Here is a 23253-nt window from a genome sequence, read left to right on the forward strand (position 1 = left end):
TTATAAATCCATAAATTTTTATGTCGAAATTGCCCGAAAAAACACAAAAGTATATTCAAGTCTTGGGCTTTACTGAGCTGGATGAAAAAAATAATTTCCTTTTCAAGTTATCACCTCAAGGAGATTTATTTAAAGTGAATTCAGAAGATATAATTAGCCAGGAAATTGTACAGATAAAGGTCGGGGATAAACTGATACAATGCGCTAATATATTTGTTTCTTATTCTGATGAAATTATTAATATGTTGAAGAAGGGTACGGGTCGGTATAGTGAAACAATATATGAGATTGGGCCAAATCCCCAACCAGATATAGTTGTTGGAGGAGCACCTAAAGGGGGAGGAGGAAAGCCGGGTGATGATTTCTTGAAATTTTCTACGAAAACTATTTATGATGATAAAATTATTGAGATTATAGAGTATAAATTCGCGTAAAACAATTTTATTTTAAATACTATTACTATTTCGGATTGATGCCACTATTGCCTCAAAAGGAATAGTAATAGTTATTGAAGTTCCGCCCATTAGAGTAGTTCCGATCTTCATCGCTCCTCCCAATGCATCAAGGCGGCTTTGGATATTTTGCATGCCTATACCTTTATGAAAAGTGTTATTGTTTATTCCGTGACCATTATCTACAACAATTAAATCTATTTCTTCCTGACGCTGTTCTAACTGTATTATAGCGTTAGAAGCATTGGCATGTTTAATAATATTATTGATTAATTCTAATGTAATACTGTAAATATTAAATTCAATTTCGGCTGGCAGCCTATCATTGAGTAAGTTTGTTCGTAAATGAAAATGAATTTTCGTATTTTCATTTAATCGGGTTATTAAACTTTCCATTGCTTTATTTAATCCACCTTGCATAAGTTCTATAGGTAAAATATTATGTGATATATTACGTACTTCAGCATAAGCATTACCCATCATTTGTCGAATATTTTGATAAATTACTTGCTCTTTACTCGTTAATCCTCTAGGATCAATTCCCTGAATGCTCATATTCAGGGCACTCAACAGACTGCTTAAATTATCGTGTAATTCAATAGCAACACGTTTACGTTCAATGGCTTGTCCTTGAAAAAGAGCTTCCTTTATTTCGTGGTTTTTACGAATTAATTCATCATTGGCTTCTGATAGTTCCTTTGTCCGTTCTTCCACTCGTGATTCTAAAGATTGATTCCAGTCAGATAATTGTTTTCTGGCATTTTCCAGCAGAATAGCCTGTTGGATAATTTGCTGATTTTTACCTTTTAATCGTCTGTTATTCCAGAATAAAAGGCCCGAAATCAGTAATATGCCCAACAAGCCAGCGAAAAGCATATTTCGGGCCTGAGATAATTCTTGATTTTTATTTTGCTGAGACAGGAGCAAAACCTGTTGTTGTTTTAATTGACTCTCTTTTTGGCTATTTTCATATTGTGCTTGGAGTGCTTCAATACGTTTTTCATTTGTTTCTCGATTAAGGCTGTCTTTTAGTACGTTATATTGTTCGTATGTACGTAGCGATTCTCTATGCCTGCCTAGTTTTTTATAAATAATATATAGCTTGTTATGTGCGTCAAGTAAGACACTCGTATTTTTTATGCGAGAACTCCGTTTCTGGAGATGCAGGCAGTACTGCTGCGCTTGCAGCCATTTTTCTTCAGCCATAAGCAAACCAGCCAGATTTAGTAAAATACTCGCTTCTAAATCAAAGCTTCCAGTACTTCGGGCTAGTTTGAGAGCTTGTTGATAATGATCGTAGGCTTTTTTGAATTGATGCATGGCCTGATACGTCCAGCCTATTTCATGAAGACCTTCGGCTTCGTACCAGGTTTCTTTTACTTGTTGGGCAATTTTATAAAATCGCTGGTATTGTTCAAGTGTTAAGGGGTAGTCTTTCTTTCTTCGATAATTAGCTCCGTAGATATTCAGAATTTCCATTTCTGTAATCGGGTCATGATACTTTTTCAACAAAGCGAGTCCCTTTTTACAAAAATTCATCGATTGCGTATACTGGTTGAGATTATAATAAGAATGGCCGAGTGAATAATAGATATAGGCGATTTTTGGGTATAATTTCTTCCGTTCAGCAATTACTAAAGCTTTGTATAGTTGACTAATTCCTTCAAAATCACTTCCTTTTATCCTATTTAAATAACCAGCATAAACATAAACATCTATCACTGATTGTTGATAGTTCTGGCGTTGGCAAATTTGAACTAATCGGGCATTATACATTAGTGCCGAATCGACTTGCCTGTTAGCATACTCCTCCATCAATTTGTAAATACACATATAGGTATCTGAATCGGTATTCCGGCTGATAGGTTGTTTATCCAGTTTTGCCAGCACTCCTTTTAGGCTATCAATCTGGGTTGTTTGTGCAAAACCTATCTGAGTAAGTAGGCAGAAGAGCAGTAGCAGTTTTTTCATGGTACGGTGGTGATACGACAAACTTACTACGTCGTTTTTTATTTCCAATTAGCACTCTTTAGGTACGTAGTAACTATAATATCCTAGAATTTGAGGATATAAAATCATTATAGTCAAGGATTTTGGCTTAGTAGGCCTGTATCGACCTTTGACGTGTCATACATTACTCAAAACGCTATTCGTCTTATAGCGCAATTTGTCAGTACTTTCTGGCTATGCATATACTCAAGTTTATTGGTTACCCAAAAAAACAGGTTGCTCACCCAGAAAAGTCAGCTATTCACCCTTAGTGGATAGTATCGAAATGGGCAGCTAGTACAACTTTAAGAGTTGATCACTGATTTTCGGTGGAAATGAAAGAGGGTACAACCCACTTTGTAACGAATCTATTGTTGTCTCTGCCATTTTCTATGCTGTACAGGTATAATCTAAATTAAAAAAGGTACTTATGAAACGCTCAAACTCACTTCTATCCTCCCTTCTTTGTTTACTAGTTGTATGGGCTATTTCCTGCAAAAGCGACCCGCCACCAACACCTGGCGGAGGAACAACACCCGGTACCACCACCAAAAGCTCGGCCAAAGCCATCACCGCTTTTGCCTTCAATGGCTTGAATCCCGCCGTAACGGCCACGATTGACGCCACGGCCAAAACCATTTCGGCCACCGTTGCATCCGGCACCGACGTAACGAAACTCGTGCCCACTATTACGGTATCCGACAAAGCGACCGTATCGCCAGCTTCGGGCGTAGCACAGGATTTTTCGAAAGCGGTTACGTATACCGTGACGGCCGAAGATGGAACGACGCAGGCGTATACGGCCAGTGTGGTAGTCAGTACGCCGGTGGTAAGTGCAGGTACGTTTACTATGTCGTCCAAAGCACTTATTAGCAACCCTGATATTGGAAGTTATTTGGCAAACGATGGCGCATTGATAGCCAATAATGGTAAGATTTATTTACTGGCATACTCGAAAACTAATTCGGGTACTACGTTAGATCGCTTATACGAATATGATCCTGCTACGGACAAGTGGGCGAAGAAAAATGATATTTCGTTGAATAGAAGAAATCGAATTGAGTTATCATTTACTCATACCGGAAAAAGTTATGTAGGCGTTGGCTTTAGTGGTGATTCTAAAAATACAATTAGTGAGTGCGATTTTACTAGGGAGCCTGCGGTCTTTACTACGTTAGGAGTGCTGGGTAATGCCAACAGTGTAGCCCAGTACTCATATGATGCTGGCAAGCTTTATTACTATTCAAATAGTGGTGGCTGGGGTGTATTGGATCTGGATAAGAATGTATTGTCTAGCTTTAAAATAGATACTTATCCCGGCAGCGCCCGCCTTAGCTCTAATAGCGATAAAGGCTTGTTTATGAGAGCTTCTAATGGAAAATTGCTCTTCTTAGGTACTTCAGATAAAGATGGCAAAGCTCTCGCTAATTTTGAACTTGCCGAATTTGATTATGTAGGTAAGAAATGGACGAGTAAAGCTCCTTCGCCAGTGGCGAAAGAAGTACCTGCTGCGGTATTTGTAATTGGGAAAAAATTGTACGCTCAAGGGTATTCTGAAACCTTCGTCTATGATACCGATACTGATAAATGGGCAACTATTAAATCCCCATCTCAAGTTGTTAATCCGGCCTACCTGAACGTTTCGGATGGAAAATCAATCTACTTCTTTTCTGTAAATGGGGCTGGCTTTTATCAATTGAGCGCCAATTGATAACATAAAACGAGCCCTCTCGAAAGCCTGATAGAGTAGCCATTCTTTTCTGATAACAAGCTGCTATGAAACCCTCATTTTCTCTTCTGTCCACGCTGTTCTGTCTGATCCTGGTACTAGCTATTTCCTGCAAAAAAGATCCTGCTCCTACGCCAGGTAGTGGCACTACAACCACCAAAAGTTCCGCTAAAGCCATTACGGGCTTTGCCTTTAGTACGCTCACGCCAGCCGTAACCGGAGCCATCAGTGGCAACACCATTTCAGCTACCGTAGCCTCGGGTACCGACGTAACGAAATTAGTGCCGACTATTACGGCATCGGACAAAGCCACTGTATCACCCGCGTCGGGCGTCGCGCAGGATTTTTCGAAAGCGGTTACATACACTGTTACGGCTGAAGATGGAACCACGCAGGCGTATACGGCTACCGTTATAAAGGCGGCAACGAACACAAACGTATCATCGGGTTGTATACTAGCCACTCTGCGTTATGAAGATATGTTGGGTAGCGGAGGCACTAAACGCCAGTGGGACATAACGTTTGACCATGATGCTACTAAACGACTGACGAAACGGGTAATAAAGTCATCCGATGACCCCGGGATAGAGACAACGACATATTCATACGATGCCGATGGTTTTCTGACTCAGATTGATCAGGTCTTATCGGGGGCGTCGTCGGCAGTCAGCAATTTTACCCGGAAAGTGAGCTACGCCTACCAGAACGCCAGACTGGTGCAGAAGACAGACGATTTGAAATACCCATCACAACCAGCTTCTAATACGCTGGAAACGACTTCTTACGAATACGAATCGGCAACTGGGCTAGACTTGTCGAAGAAAACTGTTCAATACGTTGGTATAGGTAGTGGTTTTACCCGAACACTCACGTTCAAGGATGGTGTACTGACCAAATACGCCGTGAATAATCTGGGTCCGTATGTTGTGAACGATAAAGGTCAGGTTGTTGGCTATTCGACAACGTACGACAAATACACCGCAAAATATACCTTCGATGCTGACGGGCAATTGGCCGGCTATCAGGCTACCAACGCAGCCGGTGTACTGACCTCCGATAAAACCTATCAATACAGCACGATCCCGAATCGGTATTATGGTCCGTCGGCTTTAGTGGATAAAGGGAGCGTTACTACCTATTTTGGTACACCGGATGCGGTGGTGAATCCATTAGGATTTAAAGGTTTTCCGCCCTTAGATAAAGCTGGTACGGCCGCCTACACCGGTCCGGGTGCTCAATCAAAATACGTTCAGACAGGCCAGGACGATACTACGTATTTCACCAACGGTACATCGGAAAAAATAACAAGCAGAGCCTCCATCAAAACCAACGCCAACGGCTTGATTTCGTCTTACGTCTGGACGTATTCGAACCGGCCAAACGATACGTTTACGTACACCTATACCTACGCAAATTGTCAGTAATAAACACCTTAATGTCCACCCATTATGAAATCGATTTTTCGTCTGTCAACTCTCCTGACGTTATTGTTCTGGGTGTTTTTGCTGGGTTGTAAGAAAGCACCGGAGGATACCACTACACCAGTAACGCCTGTTACTCCTGTGACGGGCACTGAGATACCCAAAGTGAACATGATAGCCTGGGTCACGGATACTAAACGGGATTTAGGACTACTCATAAATGATCCTGATCAGAATAGGCAATTAGCAGCTTTTGGCAACAAAGATTCGGCCGGTGATTTGGTTGATATTCGCTACATACTGTGTGTGAATCCTGCGAAACAGATTTGGCTGATCTATGAATTAGATTCTGACCATACGCCCAAAAGCGTTCGCACCTCAACGGGCCACCTGTTGACAATCTCCAATTTTGACCGAGTTAGCAAGACATTTTCAGTAACCATAACAGAATATGCAATAGGGAAAGAGCTACTGAAAAAAAGCAAAATTGCTATTGACGATAATGCTTTTTTATCAGTCGACGCATTAAAGAAATTATCAGCGAACGGGTTGAGAGGTGGCCGTTTAGCTAGTGGTACGCGAAAGAGAAGTGTGACTGCGGCTGAATATGCTGCGGTAGCGGCAAATGTGTTCGGTTGTGTAATGGGAGCAGGAGCACTGGCTGGCGAAATAGGGGCAGGTGGAGTTGGGCTTGCCTTGGTTCCCCTAACTGCATATAACACGTACAATAACTGTAAGGGAGTATATGATGCTCTTAAAAATTTTCAAGATGGTCAGCCATTGGTTACTTGTATGTCTGCGAATGATGTGATTGGTTCGGCCACTAGCTATGCCGAATCATTGGTTGGACTTATGCAGGGAGTTGGTCAGGCGGGAAACTTAGCCAATTTTGCTACAGGAGTTATTCCTCAGGCTATTTCTAATGCCATTCAGGGACCAAAAGGATTGTGCGATCCTGATGACCCCGCTCATTCTACTGGCGATCCGCACCTCACTTCGCTCGATGGGTTACGCTATGATTTTCAGGGGCATGGTGAGTTTATAGCCCTTAAATCAACTTCGGATAATTTTGAAGTACAGGTACGACAAGAGAGCGTCAATAACTCCGAAACCGCAACGATGAACACGGCTGTTGCTATCCAGACTGGCACCGACGTAGTATGCGTTACCGTAAAACCCGACCGGCTTTTTATCAATAACCAATCAAAAGATTTAACTACGTTAACCAGCTTGACATTGGCCGGGGGGGCGGCTATCAGCAAAACAAAAGATAGCGGCTACGACGTACTGAATGTTCGCCATAAAAACGGCGATCTGGTGAAAGTACGATTCCATGGTTCTTACTTGCTCGATTATAGCCTGTACCTCAGCGATAGCCGTAAAGATAAAGTCTTTGGCCTGATGGGTAATTACGATGGCAACAAAGACAACGACGTGCAGGTACGTAACGGCAAGGTATTGAGTGGTCAGGCGTCGCTTAAGTTCGAGGAAATGTACCCGACGTTTGCCGATAGCTGGCGAATTACACAGGCCAATTCGCTCTTTTATTACGATGCGGGCAAAAATATCGATACGTATACCAAAAAAGATTTCCCGAAAGAACCTGTTACGTTGACGTCTGACCAGAAATCCAAAGCAGAAGCCATTTGCCGCGCGGCTGGCGTAACCAGCGAACCGTTTTTGAGTGGTTGTATTATGGACGTAGCACTTACGGGCGATGCCTCTCTGGCCAGTTCATCGCTCTGGGGGCAAACCTTCGATACGCGCCCGGCTGGTATTCCGCTGCCAGTTATATCCGAAGCCATTAGTGTAAAGCGCATTACGTATTTGAATACCAGTACGTTCCTGCTTAAACCAGACGGTACACTCTGGGCGGCTGGCTGGAGCAATAAGGGCATGTTCGGCATTGGAAAGAATTATCACGAAGTCGAATCGAGTAAAGGATTTATTCAGATCATGTCGGATATCAAGGATATTGCAAGTGGCCATGACGCCAGCCACATGCTTTTCCTGAAAAACGACAACACGGTTTGGGCCGCTGGCTACAATTCGGAAGGGCAGGTTGGCAACGGATCCACGGATGGCAATAGTGTACTGACCGCCGTAAAAATTATGAATGATGGACAGGCACTGGCAGTCGGTGATTATAACAGCTTTGTCATCAAAACGGATAACTCGCTTTGGGCGTTTGGACAAAACGATGGGCGATTGGGCGATGGAACAAAAGCAAGCCGATTCAGCCCCGTTCGGATTACAGATAATGTGAAGGCGGTAGCTGCTGGAAGCTACACTACGCTGATCCTTAAAACCGATAATACGCTCTGGGGAATGGGAGCTAAACTCTGGGGAACCTTCGGTATGCCCCAAAGCACGGAATATTTTCTGACTCCCGGTAAACTCATGGACAATGTACAGGCCATAGCTTCTGGGAATCAACATAGTCTGGTACTTAAAACCGACAATACGCTCTGGGTAAGTGGCAACAATTCGGTGGGGCAGTTAGGACTGGGTACGGTCGGCATCGGTGCAACGGTGTATCAATTCACAAAAGCGGCCGACAATGTACGTGCCGTAGCTGCCGGTAATCATCACTCGCTAATTCTGAAAACTGATAATACGCTCTGGGCAACAGGAGGTAATAAGGTCGGTCAGTTTGGTAATGGTAACCAAACCGACCGAAACACATTTGGTCAGGTTATGAGCGGGGTGAGCTACGTAGCAACGGGGGGCGGAAACGAAGCCAGTACGTTCATTATCAAGACCGATAATACGCTTTGGGCAACGGGCGACAATCTGGCCGGGCAGTTGGGTTTTGCCAGTCCGCCCAATCAGGTCAGTACGTTTGTGCCCATTGTGGTAAAATAAATTATCAAACAGGCGACGCCGAAAACCTGCAATAGAGTAGGCAACTTCTATCTACATGATCATGAAAAAGTCAAATCTTCTTTTATCCAACCTGTTCTGCCTGTGTTTACTAGTGCTTACGTATCAGGCAAATGCTCAGATTCTGCCCGAACTCCGTCAATACATATCGGGCGGTCGAATTGAAGCCGAGATTACGACGGTTAAGAATTGCGGAAACCGATTTACGTCTTACGCCAAGTGTGTGTTACGTTATGCCAGTAATAAACTCTCCGGCAATTACCAGCAGCTATTTAGCTACCGGAATCAGTTTATGGGCGATAAGGATAATACCGGAATTGAAATTGATCTCAGTAGCGTCACCATTACTATTATTCTCAATAGCTGGGGCGGTGGGCGCGAAACGTATCAGGCTCAGGTACAATCGAATGGCTAGCTACTGATTTCAACCAATGCAGGGCTTGTTGTCATTGTCAGTCTCGATAAAAAAGGACACCTGATTGATTGACGATGGCAATAGCTAATAAACCTAATTTAAATTACGTATATAGATAACCGTTAGTTGCTTTCAACGGGATTAACTCTATAGAAAAGAAAATAAACATCTGATTTTATGTTTTCCCTATCTACATCATTCATGCGCTTGTTTGGGTGCGCGATGGTCTGCCTGTTCATCTGTACGGGCTGTCCTAAACCCAAAGACAACCCTCAACCGGCAACTCAGCCCCCTACGTTGGGTACTGTAGTGTTGTCTGAAATTAAAATTAACTCAGCTAAGGCTACTTGTCCACTTAAAAGTGTGGGAGCGGGTACGGATGGAAACAGCCTTGTTAATGCTTACGGCATTTGTTATTCGTTGAAAGAAAACCCGACTACTGCCGATTCAAAAATTGCGGTGGGCACAAAAACATCGGCTACGCTCGATATTATAGCCGATCTGACCAATCTGGCCGCCAACACGACCTACTACGTTCGGGCGTACGTAGAATACACTGGCGGAGTTGCTTATAGTGACCCGGCGAAATTCACGACCGATAACCTGAAAGGCCCCGACGTAACAACCAACGATGCCGCCGACCTGACCGCCACTACGTTTACCATCACCGGAAAATTGACCGGTCTGGGTACCAGCGACGTAACGCAGTATGGACACGTACTGTCGGCCACGAATCAGACACCAACAACGGCCGATACGAAGACGGAGATGGGCGCTTCGAATGTTGTACCTAAGGATTTTAAAAGTACGTTCGGTGGCCTGAAAGCAGGTACTACGTATTACGTTCGGGCCTACGCAACCAACGCTGCCGGAACTGGTTATAGCGAGGTGAAAACCGTAAAAACGGCCAGTGAACAATCGCCGACTATTACTACGCAGGGTGTAGATAATATTACGATAAACTCGGCGCGGGCTACGGGAACCATCAGCTCGGGCGGAACGCAAGCCGTTACGCAGTATGGCCATTTCTGGAGCAGTACAAACAACGACCCCAAAGACAATGACAGTAAAACCGAGTTAGGAGCCACCGGTACGCCCAAAGATTTTGCCAGTAATCTGACCGGCCTGCAACCCGGCACTACGTACTACGTTCGAGCCTACGCCCGTAATGCAGTGGGCACTACGTATGGCGATGTAAAAACGTTTAAAACGGTGGACATGCCGTTGCCTGTTCTCACAAAACCGTCAAACCCAAGCGGAATTATTGGTGCCACTTACTACAATCCGTATTTCAGCGTAACCAATTCGAGCGGGGCTACTATTTCCGAAACCGGAGTTTGCTATAGCACCACCAATCAAAACCCCACTATTGCTGATTCGAAGGTACAGGGCAGCGGTAACGGTAGTTTATATTTGAACAACCTGACCCCCAACACTACGTATTACCTTCGAGCCTACGCCGTTACGAATGTGGGCGTGGCTTATAGCGAAGTAAATACCGTAAAAACGAAGGAGGTGGTCGTGCCGAAGGTTCAGATTTATCCTTATCTGACTAATAATTATAAATACGTAACAAAAACAGCAGGTGTTGTTAGAAATACGTATTTGGAGTTCACCTCGTCAAGCAGCATTGTGGAAGGTAATACAACTATCACTGCCTATGGAACCTGCTATAGTACAACCAATCAGACGCCTACAATAGGTGATTCTAAAACAACCCTTACAGATCGATCACTCTTTGGCGGAAAGACAATTTCCGACAATATATCGGTTGTTGTCCCTACGCCGAATTTATCCGTAGCCCAGCCAACATACTACGTTCGGGTATATGCCACCACCGATCAGGGTACGTATTACTCGGATGTGCAGAAGTATACATACGCTCCTTAAGTAAAATTTCTATTGGCATTTATCATTGGTCGAAACGATTTTAATAAATCCGATGAAACAGACAATCACATTACTTTTTACACTGCTATTACTGAGCTTTTTACCCACATATAGCCAGATTCCAACCGGCGGCTACACCTTCAGATCGGTAGCAACGGGGAAGCTTTTGGGGGCTAATGAGGCCGGATTTTATCTGTCTCCGCGCGATAGAACCTCGTATCAGAATTGGCTCGTTCAGCGGACCGATGTGCAGGTGCAAGGCCGTGCTACGTATTCGATACGTAACGGCAATACAACAAAGGCGCTGGAGGTGAAAGCCGATCAGGTTGTGTTGGCTACGTTTGGTGGTCTGACGTCGCAAACCTGGAAACTGGAGCCCACGGGCGAGCCTGATACGTACTGGATTACGTCGATGATAAACGACAAACAACTCGATGCCAACGAAAGTCAGGTTTATCTGATGAGCCGTAATGGTGGTAATTATCAGAAGTGGTGGATGGAAAAAACGGGCACCGCTCAAACCCAGACGTCACGGGTCGAAGCACCACCAGCAACCGAAAAACGCATTCGGAAAGGAACGTATATGCTTCTTCAAAAAGGAGCTTATTCTCCCAATAGGCAGTATCAACTGGCCTTGTTGAACGATGGAAATCTGTTTTTATATAGTTATCTGAACGGCGACAGAAAAGCAATCTGGTCTACGAACACAGCTAATCGTCAGGTGAAATATGGCCTATTTCAAGACGACGGAAATTTTGTGCTATATGATATAAATGACAAAGCTGTCTGGGCTTCTGGAACCGACGGGCGCGGGGCATATTTGTCTATACAGAATGACGGTAATGTGGTTATTTACGACAATGCCGAAAAGCCAATCTGGGCCACCAATACTCAGGGCTCGAATACTGCCCGTATTGAAGCCCCTCCGGCCACTTCCGACCCGCGAATGGTACATCGCTCTTTCCGTCGGAACATGACATTTGCGCGTGGAAGTAATATGGATTCGAAAGATGGGCGGTTTCAGCTTGCGTTTCAGGATGATGGTAACATGGTTCTGTATCGGCTGGCGGGAGGCCGGAAATCAATATGGGCATCGAACACCAACGGGAAGGCCGTGAAGGAATACAAATTCCAGGACGATGGCAACCTGGTAATCTACGGCTATAACGATAAACCCATCTGGGCCTCCAATACCGACGGGCGGGGTGAATACATGCTGCTGCAAAACGATGGGAATCTGGTTATTTACGACAGTCGGAACAAACCAATCTGGGCTACCAACACCAGTCAGTAACTCGTTGGTCGTTGCTTTTAGCTTCCCATCATCATGAAGCGTCTACTATTTCTGCTATTTCTGGCTGCGAGTAGCCTAAATAGTGCGCCGATTCTGGCAGCAGCCAGTTATTCCAGCGTTGAAGTTTGTGCTGATTCTATTGTGCCACTCAATAGAGTCAGCACGAAAAAACAGAAACCGGAAGCCACGGCTGTCTGGTCGCTAGTGGCTCCCGGTTTGGGATTCTTTAGTAAGTCTTCGATCCTACTTACCGTTTTGGGCGTATTAGGTTTTGTGTTAGGAGTTATAGCAGTTGTACGAATTATAAGGAGTAAGGGCCAAAGGAAAGGACTGGCAGCGGCTGGCCTGGGTATATCATTAAGCATTATCCTATTAGCCTTTTTATACAGTTTGGGAGGGTGAAGATTCTGATGAACACCTAACTATTCCACATCATGAAATACGTAGTTTTTCTATTTGCACCTCTTCTGCTTTCGTGCAGTTTTGGCGCTTACTCGCCTGCGAATCAGAACGTACCGTTGTTTCGGCAGCGGGGCGATGCCAGGCTGGAACTAAGCAGTAGTTATTTGCAGGGGGCTCTGGCGGTGAGTCAACACGTGGGCGTACTGGCCAATATCCAGTATGCCAGCGGAACAGAGTTTATGAAGGCTACAGGCACAACCCGACATCGGCGCATGGAGGTTGGGGCTGGCTATTTTAGATCAGCTTCAAGTGATCCCAATCTGATTTATGAGCTATATGCTGGCGTAGGTGGAGGCTGGGTGTACTGGAAGAATTACAAAATAGGGACGTATGATCCCAGTACAGGAATTTCATCGCTAGATGATGCCCCGTTTACAGTGCAAAACACCAACGTGTTCATCCAGCCAGCCATCGGTTATCGGCAACCGAAAGCCAGCTTCGCTCTATCGGCAAAACTGAATGGCGTTGGCTATGGTACGTTGCTGCCGCATACCTCGGCCGCTGCTACGTCTGTTGAATCTTCCATGCTAGACATGTTTGACAATCTTGGTAGTAAAATTAATGTCTGGGTCGAGCCAGCGCTGACGACGAGTTTTGGGGGCTATCGTTTTCGGTCGACCGTACAGGTTTTTACAGCTTTTCCGCTGAATAACTCTAAATACGAATGGCGCAGTTTATCCACTCAGCTTATATCCTTCGGATCGGTCTGGGCTGGCATTTTCGGTCTAATCGCGCTCAACCAACCCGAACCAACTCATGAACAAACTATACGCACTTGTCGTGTTTCTGTCGGTCTGTGGCTTCAATGGTCAGGCGCAGGATATTGGCCAGCTTTCGGCTAAAAATCCGGTGCAGGTCGAGGGGAGCGTTGGATTGCGGAGCTATTACAGTAGCGGGAGTCAAAGTCCGCTCTATCGGGCCAATCCGTTCGGCTATGCGCTGGCGGGCAACGTAACGCTCAAGTTTTTCAACGGCATCAGTTTGCCGTTTTCGGTGGCCTACTCCAATCGGCAGACGTCGTTTTCGCAGCCGTTCAACCAGTTTGGCATGAGCCCGACCTACAAAGGCTTTACGCTGCACGCAGGCTACAGAAACCTGCGTTTTTCGGACTATACGCTCAACGGCTTTACACTGCTGGGCGGAGGGCTGGAAGTGCAGAAAGGACTGCTACGTGCCGGATTTATCATGGGCCGATTCAACCGCGCTACGTCGACCGCCGAAGGAATTCCTTCCGTTTTTCTCCGAACGGGATATGCCGCACGGCTAGGCATTAATCTACGCAAACCCAACTCCGACGAACCGTCCAACGATTTTATCGACCTGATCGTATTGCAGGGTCGCGACCATGCTGAATCGCTCGTCGATTACGAAAAATATGACCTGAGCCCGGCGGGAAATACCGTAATCGGTGGCCTTATTAACAAATCATTTTTAGACTCGAAACTGCTGTTCACGGCCGACGTAGCATTGAGCATGTACACGGGAAACATCAACGCGGCTAAAATCGACTCCTCCCAGGTTCCCGCTACGTTACCCACTGTACTCTACAAATCGGTCGATCCGAACGTATCGTCGCGGGGGCTTTTGGCCGCCAGTTCCAGTCTGGCCTATAGCGGGAAAGGGTTTGGTGTTCGGTTGGGCTACCAACGTATCGACCCCGGTTTTACCACGATGGGTATGTATAACGTCAATAACGATCTGGAAGTGTATTCGCTGGCTCCTCGGGTCAATCTGCTACGTAACAAACTGATTGTGAATGCGAACCTTCGGCTCCAGCGCGACAATCTGTTTGCCGATAAGATTCGGCAAACGCAACGTTTTTTGCCCATGGCTACCGTATCATATAATCCATCAGCTCAGTTTGGTTTGTCGGCCAATGTCAATTACTCGACGTTTAACCAGACGCCCGGCATCAAGCAAACCCTGCTGACGCCGGGGCAGGCTGCGGCTCAGTTGATGAATCAGGCCAATTACAGCATTTCGGTGATGCCCCGGCTGAGCTTTTTCAACGACGAACGGAGCCAGAGCATTTTGCTGTCTGTTGGTACCAATCAGCTTGTCGATAAAAGCGGGAATGCTGATTTAAAGGCTAATACGGAATATAGCGGGCTGAACGGCTTGCTCAGTTACGCGCTTTCGTTCGACAAAAAGAACCTGTCGTTCGATGCGGGCGTGAGCTATTTCGCACTCACCAACCTCAACGGGACAACCAGTAATATCGGGCTGAATGGGGGGGTATCGAAAGGTTTTCTGAACAACAAACTCAGTACCAACCTCAGCGGTAGCTACAACATTGGCGAGCAACTGGCCGCTACCAGTGTGGCCGCCGGTGCCCGAATGCAGGCCAGTAAACAACACCGGTTAGGACTCACTATTTACCAGAACTACAGTGCCGATAGTGGCGGAACCGCCTTGCGGAACTTCAGCGAATTTCGAGGTACTGTCGACTATACGTTTATCTTTTCTTCTACCCGGCCATGACTTCACTACGTTCCTTTTCCCGACTTTTTTTCCTGCTCTCGTTCCTGCTGACGAGCTATGGGCTTCAGGCGCAGAATTACCCGGTTCAGGCTACGTTGGCGGTCAATCCGCCCTACTCCAACCAGCTCAGCGATTACGTAACGGAGTTTAATCGGCGTATTACGTTGGTGCTAACCGGAAATGCGGATGTGCGGCTGACCGGAACGCTCAAAAGCAACACGGGCGTGCAGATTACCGTACCCGACCCACTCAGTTATTACCGGAACAACAGTATTGAGATTCAGCCGATTCAGGTGCGGGGATCGAAACGAATCTCTGCCGCCGATATTGGTAATCTGTTCTCCAGCGATCCCAGCCGAAACACCAGTTCGATCAATCTGCAGCACGGCGTTTTTGGTAGTAATTTCACGCTGCCCGAAGGTGATTATGAACTGTGTGTCAAGGTGTTTGAGGGAAATGGTGAGCGGCAATTATCCGATCAGGTATGCACCTATTTTACGATTCAGAACATCGAACCGCCTTACCTGACCGCACCCGTCGATAAAGACACGCTTATTACGCCGACAGCGGCTTACCAACCCGTTCAGTTTCAATGGACGTTTCCGGCCGGAGCGCAACCCAATCGGATTGAATACGTATTGCAGATTGCCGAACTCCGGGCTGGACAAAATCCCTATAACGTATTCGAAAGTGGGCCGCCCTTCGCCGAAATCGTACTACCCAATGCCAACCCGGTTTATTTTCTGAAAGCCAGCGACCCTCGTCTGGAAATCGGACAGCAATACGCCTGGCGGGTGCAGGTACGCGGCAAAGGTCAGTATGAAGGCTTGACTAATTTTCAGAACAAAGGATTCAGTACTGTCAATACGTTTACCTATGGCGCGGTAAAAACGACCGCTGCCGACCTCGTAACGAGTTCGGAGAAAGTAGTGGGGAGCGAGAAAAAGAAAGACGAGAAGCCGCCCGTCAATACCATTGGCGGCAATTGTTCCTGTAAATTTCCGGCTCCAATTGATAAAACTCCGATGTCGGGCCTGACCAATGATAAAACCATTTACATCGGTTCGAAAGAGGGTTATCAACTAAGTATCAGTGAATTGTCGGCCAATGGCGATAAATATACGGGCAAAGGAACCGTCGCTTTTTCGCCTACCTTAACGCCCACCGGACGTAGTGGCCCATTTTTGCCGTTGCGGGTATCGTTCGAAAATATTCAGGTCAATAAAGACGGAATTTTGCTGGCCGGACAGATTCAGTCCGTTCAAAGTTCAGAAGGAATCGGCTTTCGTCCGAACGTAGCGGCTACGCCCGATATGGGTGATTTGGCGAACGATATGCTACGTATTGCCAACCCGCTCACCGGAACCTGGACCAAAATTAAAAACAAGATTTCGAGCGAAGCCAGTACGTTGTTTAATCAGCAACGGAACGGTGCCGGTATCGAAACGCCCCTCGGATATGGCTCCGATGTGTTTACGCTGGCTATCGACAACGTAGTGTTTACGCCTACGTCGGCCCAATACGATGCCATGACCGTGATCGAAGCATTTGGCGGTACTGAAAAAATAAGCATTCCGCTGGGTATTAAAGGGGCTTGTTTGCCGAGTGTTAATTGTCAGGTTAGCAGTGTGTTGTATCTGTTGAAAGATACGCCCATTCCATATCTGGGTATTACGCTCAAGGGCGGCACCGATGCGCAGAATATCACCTATTTCAATTATACGCCCAACGCCCAAAACGGAAACGCGGCCACAAGCGAACTCAACATTGTGGCCGAATACAAAATTCCGAAGGCAACCTACGTAGCAGACAATAGCCCCGTGATGGCAACGCTACGTGCCAAAACTACCAAAGGCTTCGACAATTGGGCGGCCAAAGCCAGCATCGCCAACGAGTTTAAACTGGACGGTATCGACGATTTTACGTTCAAACTCAGTTCCGCTACGTTCGATCACGATAACGAAACTAATCCCGACGGTTTCGAAACCATGCTGACCAGTCTGGAAAAAGATGGCGTAGACAATGGAAAACTGACGAACCTACGTAGCAAAACGTGGCACGGTTTCTTTATGGAAAACCTCAGCGTTACGTCGCCCAGTGTGTTTCAAACCAAAAACGGCGCAAAAACGACCATGCCCGTCAAAAATATGGTTATCGACGGGCACCTCGGTTTATCGGGAAGTTTGAGCGCCGAAAAGGTGATTAATTATGGCGATGGCAGTCTGGATGGCTGGTATTTCTCGCTCGATAACATCGGCGTTACGTTCTTCGATGGCGTGTTTATAAAGGCCAGTGCTGAAGGTAAAATTGGGTTGCCCATAACCGACGGGAAAGAACAGTCAGCGCTGGCCTATACCAACACCATTAGCCCAAATGGCACAACGGGCAAACTGGAATATCTCTTCAACATAAAACCCACGGGCGATATTAACGTACCGATCTGGAAAGCCGGAATGACCATTAAAGAGTCGTCGGTTATTTCGGTTTCGGTGGCGGGTGGCGACGTACTGGCCAAAGCCGACATCAATGGCAACATAACCTTTAAGCCGGAAATCGGCGGGTTGCTGGCGGATGTTAAACTTGATTTGATGGATATTGAACATCTGGTCGTGCAATCGAAAGCACCCTATCTGAGCATGGGTGAATCGAAGTCGAAAGCGTATCAGGATGGAAAAGCCATGTATCAGCAGGCCGCTGATTTTGTCGGAAAGTTTGCCAGCCCGCAGCATAGTGTGGGCGGTTCGCCCATTACGGTCGATGCCTTTACGCCCGTGACACGTAGCGACGGAGGGGCAACTAAAGCCGGTTTTTACTTCCACGGCAGTCTTGATCTGGCCGATATGCCGCTCTCGCCCAAAGCGGGTATTGGATTAGCAATTCTGGCAAAGGTGGAGACAAAGGCTGGTCGACCCGTGTTCAGTTACGACCGTACCGAACTCGAAGATGTGCAGGTTGGCGGACAGCTTGGCCCCGTAAAAGTGGAAGGTTCGGTGAAATTCTTCCGCGATGACCAGAAAATGGGGAATGGCTTTCGCGGAACGCTGGGCACTACGTTCGGTGGTACATCGATAAAAGGGCAGGCTATGTTTGGCCGCAAAGACTTTGCGTACTGGTATTTTTATCTGGCCGGGGTCAGCAAAACAGGGCTGTTCAACATTGGGCCGGTTACGGTCAACGGCATTGGTGGAGGACTTTATCACAATATGACGCCCCCCAAATTTGACCCCAATCAGTTCGAAGAAACGGCAAAAACGGAGGGTAATTACGAGTATACGCCCGCCAAAGATACCGATGGACTGAAAGCCGCCCTGTACTTTTCGGTAGCCAGTCAGTTTGTGTTAAATGCCCGCGCAACCATCGAAGGAACCATGAAGAACGGCAGTCTGGAACTGGTTCGGGTGAATGGTCTCGGGCATCTCATCAGCGATGGCGACCAGAAAGGAATGCTGGATGCTACGGTTAATGCGCAATACCACTTCCCGCAAAAGCTCTTTACGCTCGATGCCACCGTGAAAGGCACGCTGCCGCTGCTGTCGATGAATGGCCAATTGAATGCGCTGGCCGATTTTGAGAACAAAAAGTACTACGTAAAAGTAGGGGAGCCAGCCAAGCGCAATACGGTGGAAATTGCCGGATTAAAGGGGTTGGCGAAGGCGACGGGCTACTTTATGGTGGGCAACAGCGATATTCCCGACATTCCGCCCCCGCCCGATGATATCATCAGCCCCGAAACCATGAACAAGTTCGTGCAAGCGGGCTATAAGGGTTTTGGGGTGAGACCAGACGGAATGCCGTCGGGCTTTGAACAGGCGGCTGGTATGGCCTTCGGTGCTACGTTGCGGGTGGGTATTCCCGATGTCGAATTCCTGATTTTCTGGGCCAAACTACGCGCTGGAGCTGGTTTCGATGTCAACATCCGTCAGTTGCCGGGAGCTGTTTGCGAAGAAACTGGGGGCGAAATTGGCTATAACGGCTGGTATGCCAGTGGACAGGCTTATTTCGAATTTTTGGGAGCGGTGGGAGTTCATGCGTTTCTGGGTGATGTGAAAATTGTGGAACTGAAAGCGGCCGCTTTATTGGGGGCTGGTTTACCTAATCCAACCTGGTTTCAAGGATTTCTGACGGGTGAAGGGACCTTTCTGGGCGCGTCGCTTGGGTTTACGTTACCCGTGAAAGTAGGGGAGCGTTGCACCATCAAAACGAACCCGTTTGAGCAACGTATCATTGCCGACGTGACGCCGAAAGATGGCGATTCAAACGTCGATATTATGACCAACCCGGAAATTCTACTCAATTACCCCCGCCAGTTCGACGTTACGTATCAGGATCGAAACGATAACTGGCGCTCGCACAGCTACGATTTGCGGCCATCCGTTACGTTGAATGGTGTGAAGCAACCTGCCGATCAGTTTTATTTCCCGAATGAAAAAAGCATCGTCTGGAATTCACCCAGTGCCTTCGATGCGCCCCGTAAAAAGCAGACCGTTACGTTTGCCATTGAGGTGTATGAAGATGGGAAAGTATTTATTGATCCAGACCCAAAAGGTCCGAAAAAGCCGGTTCGCGACGAAATAACGACGCGTTTCACCACGGGCGAGTGCCGGGCCGCACTCAACCCGAACGACGTAGCGTACACGTTCCCGTTCAACGACCAGAAATACTACCTCCAGAACGAGAATGGAAAAGGAGCTATCATGCTCCGCAAGCAAATAAGTTGCCTTACCAGCGATCCTTCGTTTGAGTATTACGTACTGTTTAAGCCTCAAACGTTAGGAGTCGGACTGGCTACCAATCTTGGTGTAGTAAAAGTGGGGAGTTCTAACGGTAACAGCCAATCAGCCCTAACCAAAACGGCTTCCATAAACCAGTCGCCACTGGCTAGTAAAGCCGATCAGAACGTACTGACTGGGAATGACGTATTGACCGTTGAAGCCCGAATCGAAGGCAATCTGGTATCGTTCGATATGCCCAGGCTGGCCAACAAAACCAGCTATGCAGTGCAACTTGTCAGGCAGCTAAAACAGAGTGTACTGGCTGGTACTCGAACCGTGAAACAGTCCAGCCTGGGCAATCTCTACGTTAATTCGGCGGAGGCAATGGCGCAGGTGAGTACCAAAAATGGCGTGAATCAGGAGGTGTCTGGCAAGTTAAGCGAACTCAATCGACAGAGTGGTTTGAGTTTATCGCGCAACCCGTCAACGCAGCAACTTGAACTACAGCCACAACCGTTTGTGCTCTACGATTTTTCCTTTTCGACCAGCCAGTTTACTACGTTGACGCAGAAAATGAACACCGTTGCGGCTACAACTACGGCATCAGTCGAAGGTGATAACACCATTCGGTTATCGTTTACGGGGCAGGAAGGATTCGATACGTTTGACCTGAATGGTTTCGATACGGGTATGCCTATTAACGGAGGTAACCGCACTACGTTTATTGATCCGCTGATTCGGGTCAATGAAAGCGGGAGTGGCTGGATCGACAACGTGCTGAGCCGGGATGTTCAGCCTAAATGGCGCTACGTTGCCGATGAGCTTCGCAAGACCGGTGTATTGATGCCCGAAACGCCACGGGGTAATCAGTCGTACGAACGCTATTATGATGTTGCTGTAAATCAGAGTAATAGCGTAGGTTATGGCGAAGCCCATAGCCGAAATCTGAACTACGTAGTGACGCGCCTGAGCGAAATAATTGACGACCGAATCCTGACCATGAAAGAAAATACGCAACTGCTGTTTACCCGTGCCACTACGTTCGCGGAGGAGTTAAACAGGCAATATCGCGACCGGGATAATGGCTGTGGAGGTGGCCTATATCGTTGCCCCAGCGATAGCTATAATAACATCCGTGGTGAACTGGAAAAGAAATATGCAGCGTGGGGCGGCAAAATGGTAGGTTTCATTGGCGAAAACCGTGAGCAATATGGGCAGGATTTGCGTCGGCGCGTTACGGATTTAATGAATTGGGATGCCCGTCCGTCGTTGTGTCGGTCAGTACCCATTACGCCCACACTCACATTCAGCTATCGCGATGTATGGGAAGGAGGAAAGAGTCAGTCTATTCAGAAACGCTACACCATCAACCGCTGTAAATAACATGAACCGTACCGTTGTTTTTACCATGCTACTGTTGGGGTGGGTAGGAAGTTGCCCGCAACTACAGGCCCAGAACAAAAAAGGGAATGAGCCTAAAAATACGTTTATCGTAAAAGCCAAAACTACGCCCGATTCGGTCATATTACGCTGGCAACCGACTAATGAATTGCTTTGGAAAGTGGCCAATCAGGTAGGCTATACGGTTGAACGCTATACTGTTTCGACGGATACAACAAAGCGTTGGGAGAGGAAAGTGTTTTCGTTAAAGCCCTGGCAAGTAGCTGATTGGCAGAAAAATGCACCAACGGATACGATGGGGGCGGTGATGGCAACCATGGCTTTCGAAAACCGTAGTGCCGGATCAGCAGGAAACTCACTCGGAGCCATAGTACAGGTGAAGTACGATAACGACAACCGCTTTTTCCTGTCGATGCTGATGGCGTCGTATTATCCGGCGCAAGCCGAACGCATGGGGCTTCGGCTAGCGGATCATACCGTTCAGAAAGGACAGAAATATCTGTACAAAATTTACGCACCCACAAGTCAGAAAAAGATTCAGTCCGACACCGCTCTCGTTTATGTCGATACTGATAAAAGCGATCCGTTACCAACTTTGCCCGAAATAAAAGCCGAAAACGGCGACCGTTCAGTGCGGTTAAAATGGAACAGAATTTACGCTGATTTGCGTTTTACTGGCTATTATTATGAACGTTCGGACGATGGCGGACGAACGTTTCGCCGACGAAATACGCGCCCTTTTGTGCAGGTGTTTTCGAATGTGCCGGATGAAGTGAAAAGCGAGATTACCATCAACGATTCATTGCCGCAGAACTACCGAAAATACGAGTACCGGGTGATAGGTATAACACCGTTTGGCGATCTGACTGCTCCTTCGCCGGTGTTGGTTGTTATAGGCCATGATTTGGTGCCACCATCGCCCGTTACAAATCTGAAAGCAGTAAATACGGAAGGCTCAACGGTGCAACTTAGCTGGACGAAAACCGCGCGTGAGGGTGATCTGGCTGGTTATAACGTCAGTAAAAGCGCCAGTTCAGAGGGCCCTTTTCTGCCAATGACCGATAAGCCATTGCCACCCAATGCGACAACGTTTATTGACCGGACAGCGAACGAATTTAACCGAAATTTCTACGTAGTAACGGCGGTCGATACGGCGGGTAACGTAGCACCAACAATGCCTGCATACGTAGCGATGAAAGACCGGGGAGCACCCGCCAAACCAGACGGATTGAGTGGCAAAATTGACAGTACAGGTCACGTAGCACTCAATTGGAAACGTAACGCCGAACCCGATTTGCTGGGGTATATGGTCTACGTAGCCAATGCGCCAGATCATGCCTTTACGCCACTTACGCCCGATTTTCTGGCCGACGAATCGTATCGCGACAGCATCACGCTACGTACCTTGTCCGAAAAAATTTATTACCGCGTGGTCGCGTTTGATAAATCGCGTCGGGCTAGTCCGTATTCTGAAATTCTTGAACTGAAAAAGCCGGATCGGGTACCGCCCGTTAGTCCTGTATTCGATAAATTCCTGGCTGCCGACAGTAGCGTTACGTTGCATTGGGCCAACTCATCGAGCGATGACATAGTAAGCCAGCTTCTGTACCGAAAAGAGGCAGGGAAAGACGCTGACTATCAGCTATTGACAAAAGTTGATAGAATGAAATCGGAGTTTGTGGACCGTACGGTTTTGCCCCGGCATGAGTATCAGTACGTAGTGGTGGCCGTTGATGAGAGTCAAAATCAGTCGCCGAGGTCGTTTCCGCAACGGGTGCGTACGTATGACTCTGGCGTTCGGAAGGGGGTTAACAACGTAACGGTTAGTGCTTCGGCTGGTCAGCCTGTGCAACTCCGCTGGACAGGAAGCGGCACAGGGCGTGTGCTGATTTACCGAAAAGTTGGCGAACAGCCGCTTCGGATTATTGATAATGTTCCCGTTTTGCAACAAAGTTATCAGGATGGATCTGCTCAGAAAGGGACGTATCAATATGCGTTAAAAATAGTATATGCCGATGGGGGAGAATCGCCACTGAGTTCGTTTGTGCAGGTGGTGCGCTGATATTTAAGCGTTCGTATAAAACTACTTGTTGGGTTAGGAGTTTACTACTAAACGCAAAACCC

At 47.1% G+C, this 23253-nt stretch carries 13 protein-coding genes; 12 read left to right on the top strand and 1 reads right to left on the bottom strand.

The window, feature by feature from the left end:
* The first annotated feature begins 20 nt into the window (after positions 1-20).
* Positions 21-434, top strand: a complete 414-nt coding sequence (locus tag ACYVD4_RS23745) for a hypothetical protein (RefSeq protein ID WP_460949977.1) — start codon at positions 21-23, stop codon at positions 432-434.
* Positions 435-446: 12 nt separating this feature from the next.
* On the opposite strand, the gene ACYVD4_RS23750 is transcribed toward ACYVD4_RS23745, so the two are convergent.
* The gene (locus tag ACYVD4_RS23750) at positions 447-2423 is read right to left on the bottom strand and encodes a tetratricopeptide repeat-containing sensor histidine kinase (RefSeq protein ID WP_460949978.1); all 1977 of its coding nucleotides are present in this window, start codon (positions 2421-2423) and stop codon (positions 447-449) included.
* Positions 2424-2871: 448 nt separating this feature from the next.
* Between ACYVD4_RS23750 and ACYVD4_RS23755 the strand changes: the two genes are divergently transcribed.
* The 11 genes from ACYVD4_RS23755 (at position 2872) to ACYVD4_RS23805 (ending at position 23191) form a co-directional block, all read left to right on the top strand.
* On the top strand, positions 2872-4152 hold the full coding sequence (locus ACYVD4_RS23755) for a DUF5018 domain-containing protein (RefSeq protein ID WP_460949979.1): 1281 nt from the start codon (positions 2872-2874) through the stop codon (positions 4150-4152).
* Positions 4153-4217: 65 nt separating this feature from the next.
* Complete coding sequence (locus tag ACYVD4_RS23760) at positions 4218-5594, top strand: DUF5018 domain-containing protein (RefSeq protein WP_460949981.1); 1377 nt, start codon at positions 4218-4220, stop codon at positions 5592-5594.
* Between the two features lie 24 nt (positions 5595-5618).
* Positions 5619-8456: a VWD domain-containing protein gene (locus tag ACYVD4_RS23765; RefSeq protein ID WP_460949982.1), complete on the top strand. Its 2838-nt coding sequence runs from the start codon at positions 5619-5621 to the stop codon at positions 8454-8456.
* 61 nt (positions 8457-8517) lie between these two features.
* Complete coding sequence (locus ACYVD4_RS23770) at positions 8518-8889, top strand: hypothetical protein (protein ID WP_460949984.1); 372 nt, start codon at positions 8518-8520, stop codon at positions 8887-8889.
* A gap of 177 nt (positions 8890-9066) precedes the next feature.
* Positions 9067-10779, top strand: a complete 1713-nt coding sequence (locus ACYVD4_RS23775; protein ID WP_460949986.1) for a hypothetical protein — start codon at positions 9067-9069, stop codon at positions 10777-10779.
* Positions 10780-10831: 52 nt separating this feature from the next.
* Positions 10832-12073, top strand: a complete 1242-nt coding sequence (locus ACYVD4_RS23780) for an RICIN domain-containing protein (RefSeq protein ID WP_460949988.1) — start codon at positions 10832-10834, stop codon at positions 12071-12073.
* 33 nt (positions 12074-12106) lie between these two features.
* Positions 12107-12475, top strand: coding sequence for a hypothetical protein (locus ACYVD4_RS23785; protein ID WP_460949990.1), 369 nt, complete (start codon positions 12107-12109; stop codon positions 12473-12475).
* Between the two features lie 32 nt (positions 12476-12507).
* The gene (locus ACYVD4_RS23790) at positions 12508-13377 is read left to right on the top strand and encodes a hypothetical protein (protein ID WP_460949991.1); all 870 of its coding nucleotides are present in this window, start codon (positions 12508-12510) and stop codon (positions 13375-13377) included.
* Positions 13292-15016, top strand: a complete 1725-nt coding sequence (locus ACYVD4_RS23795) for a hypothetical protein (RefSeq protein WP_460949992.1) — start codon at positions 13292-13294, stop codon at positions 15014-15016. Before ACYVD4_RS23790 ends, ACYVD4_RS23795 begins: the two co-directional genes overlap by 86 nt.
* Complete coding sequence (locus ACYVD4_RS23800) at positions 15013-21111, top strand: hypothetical protein (RefSeq protein WP_460949993.1); 6099 nt, start codon at positions 15013-15015, stop codon at positions 21109-21111. Before ACYVD4_RS23795 ends, ACYVD4_RS23800 begins: the two co-directional genes overlap by 4 nt.
* A gap of 1 nt (position 21112) precedes the next feature.
* Positions 21113-23191, top strand: a complete 2079-nt coding sequence (locus ACYVD4_RS23805) for a fibronectin type III domain-containing protein (RefSeq protein ID WP_460949994.1) — start codon at positions 21113-21115, stop codon at positions 23189-23191.
* Positions 23192-23253 lie beyond the last annotated feature (62 nt).

It is taken from the genome of Spirosoma daeguense (assembly GCF_054776875.1).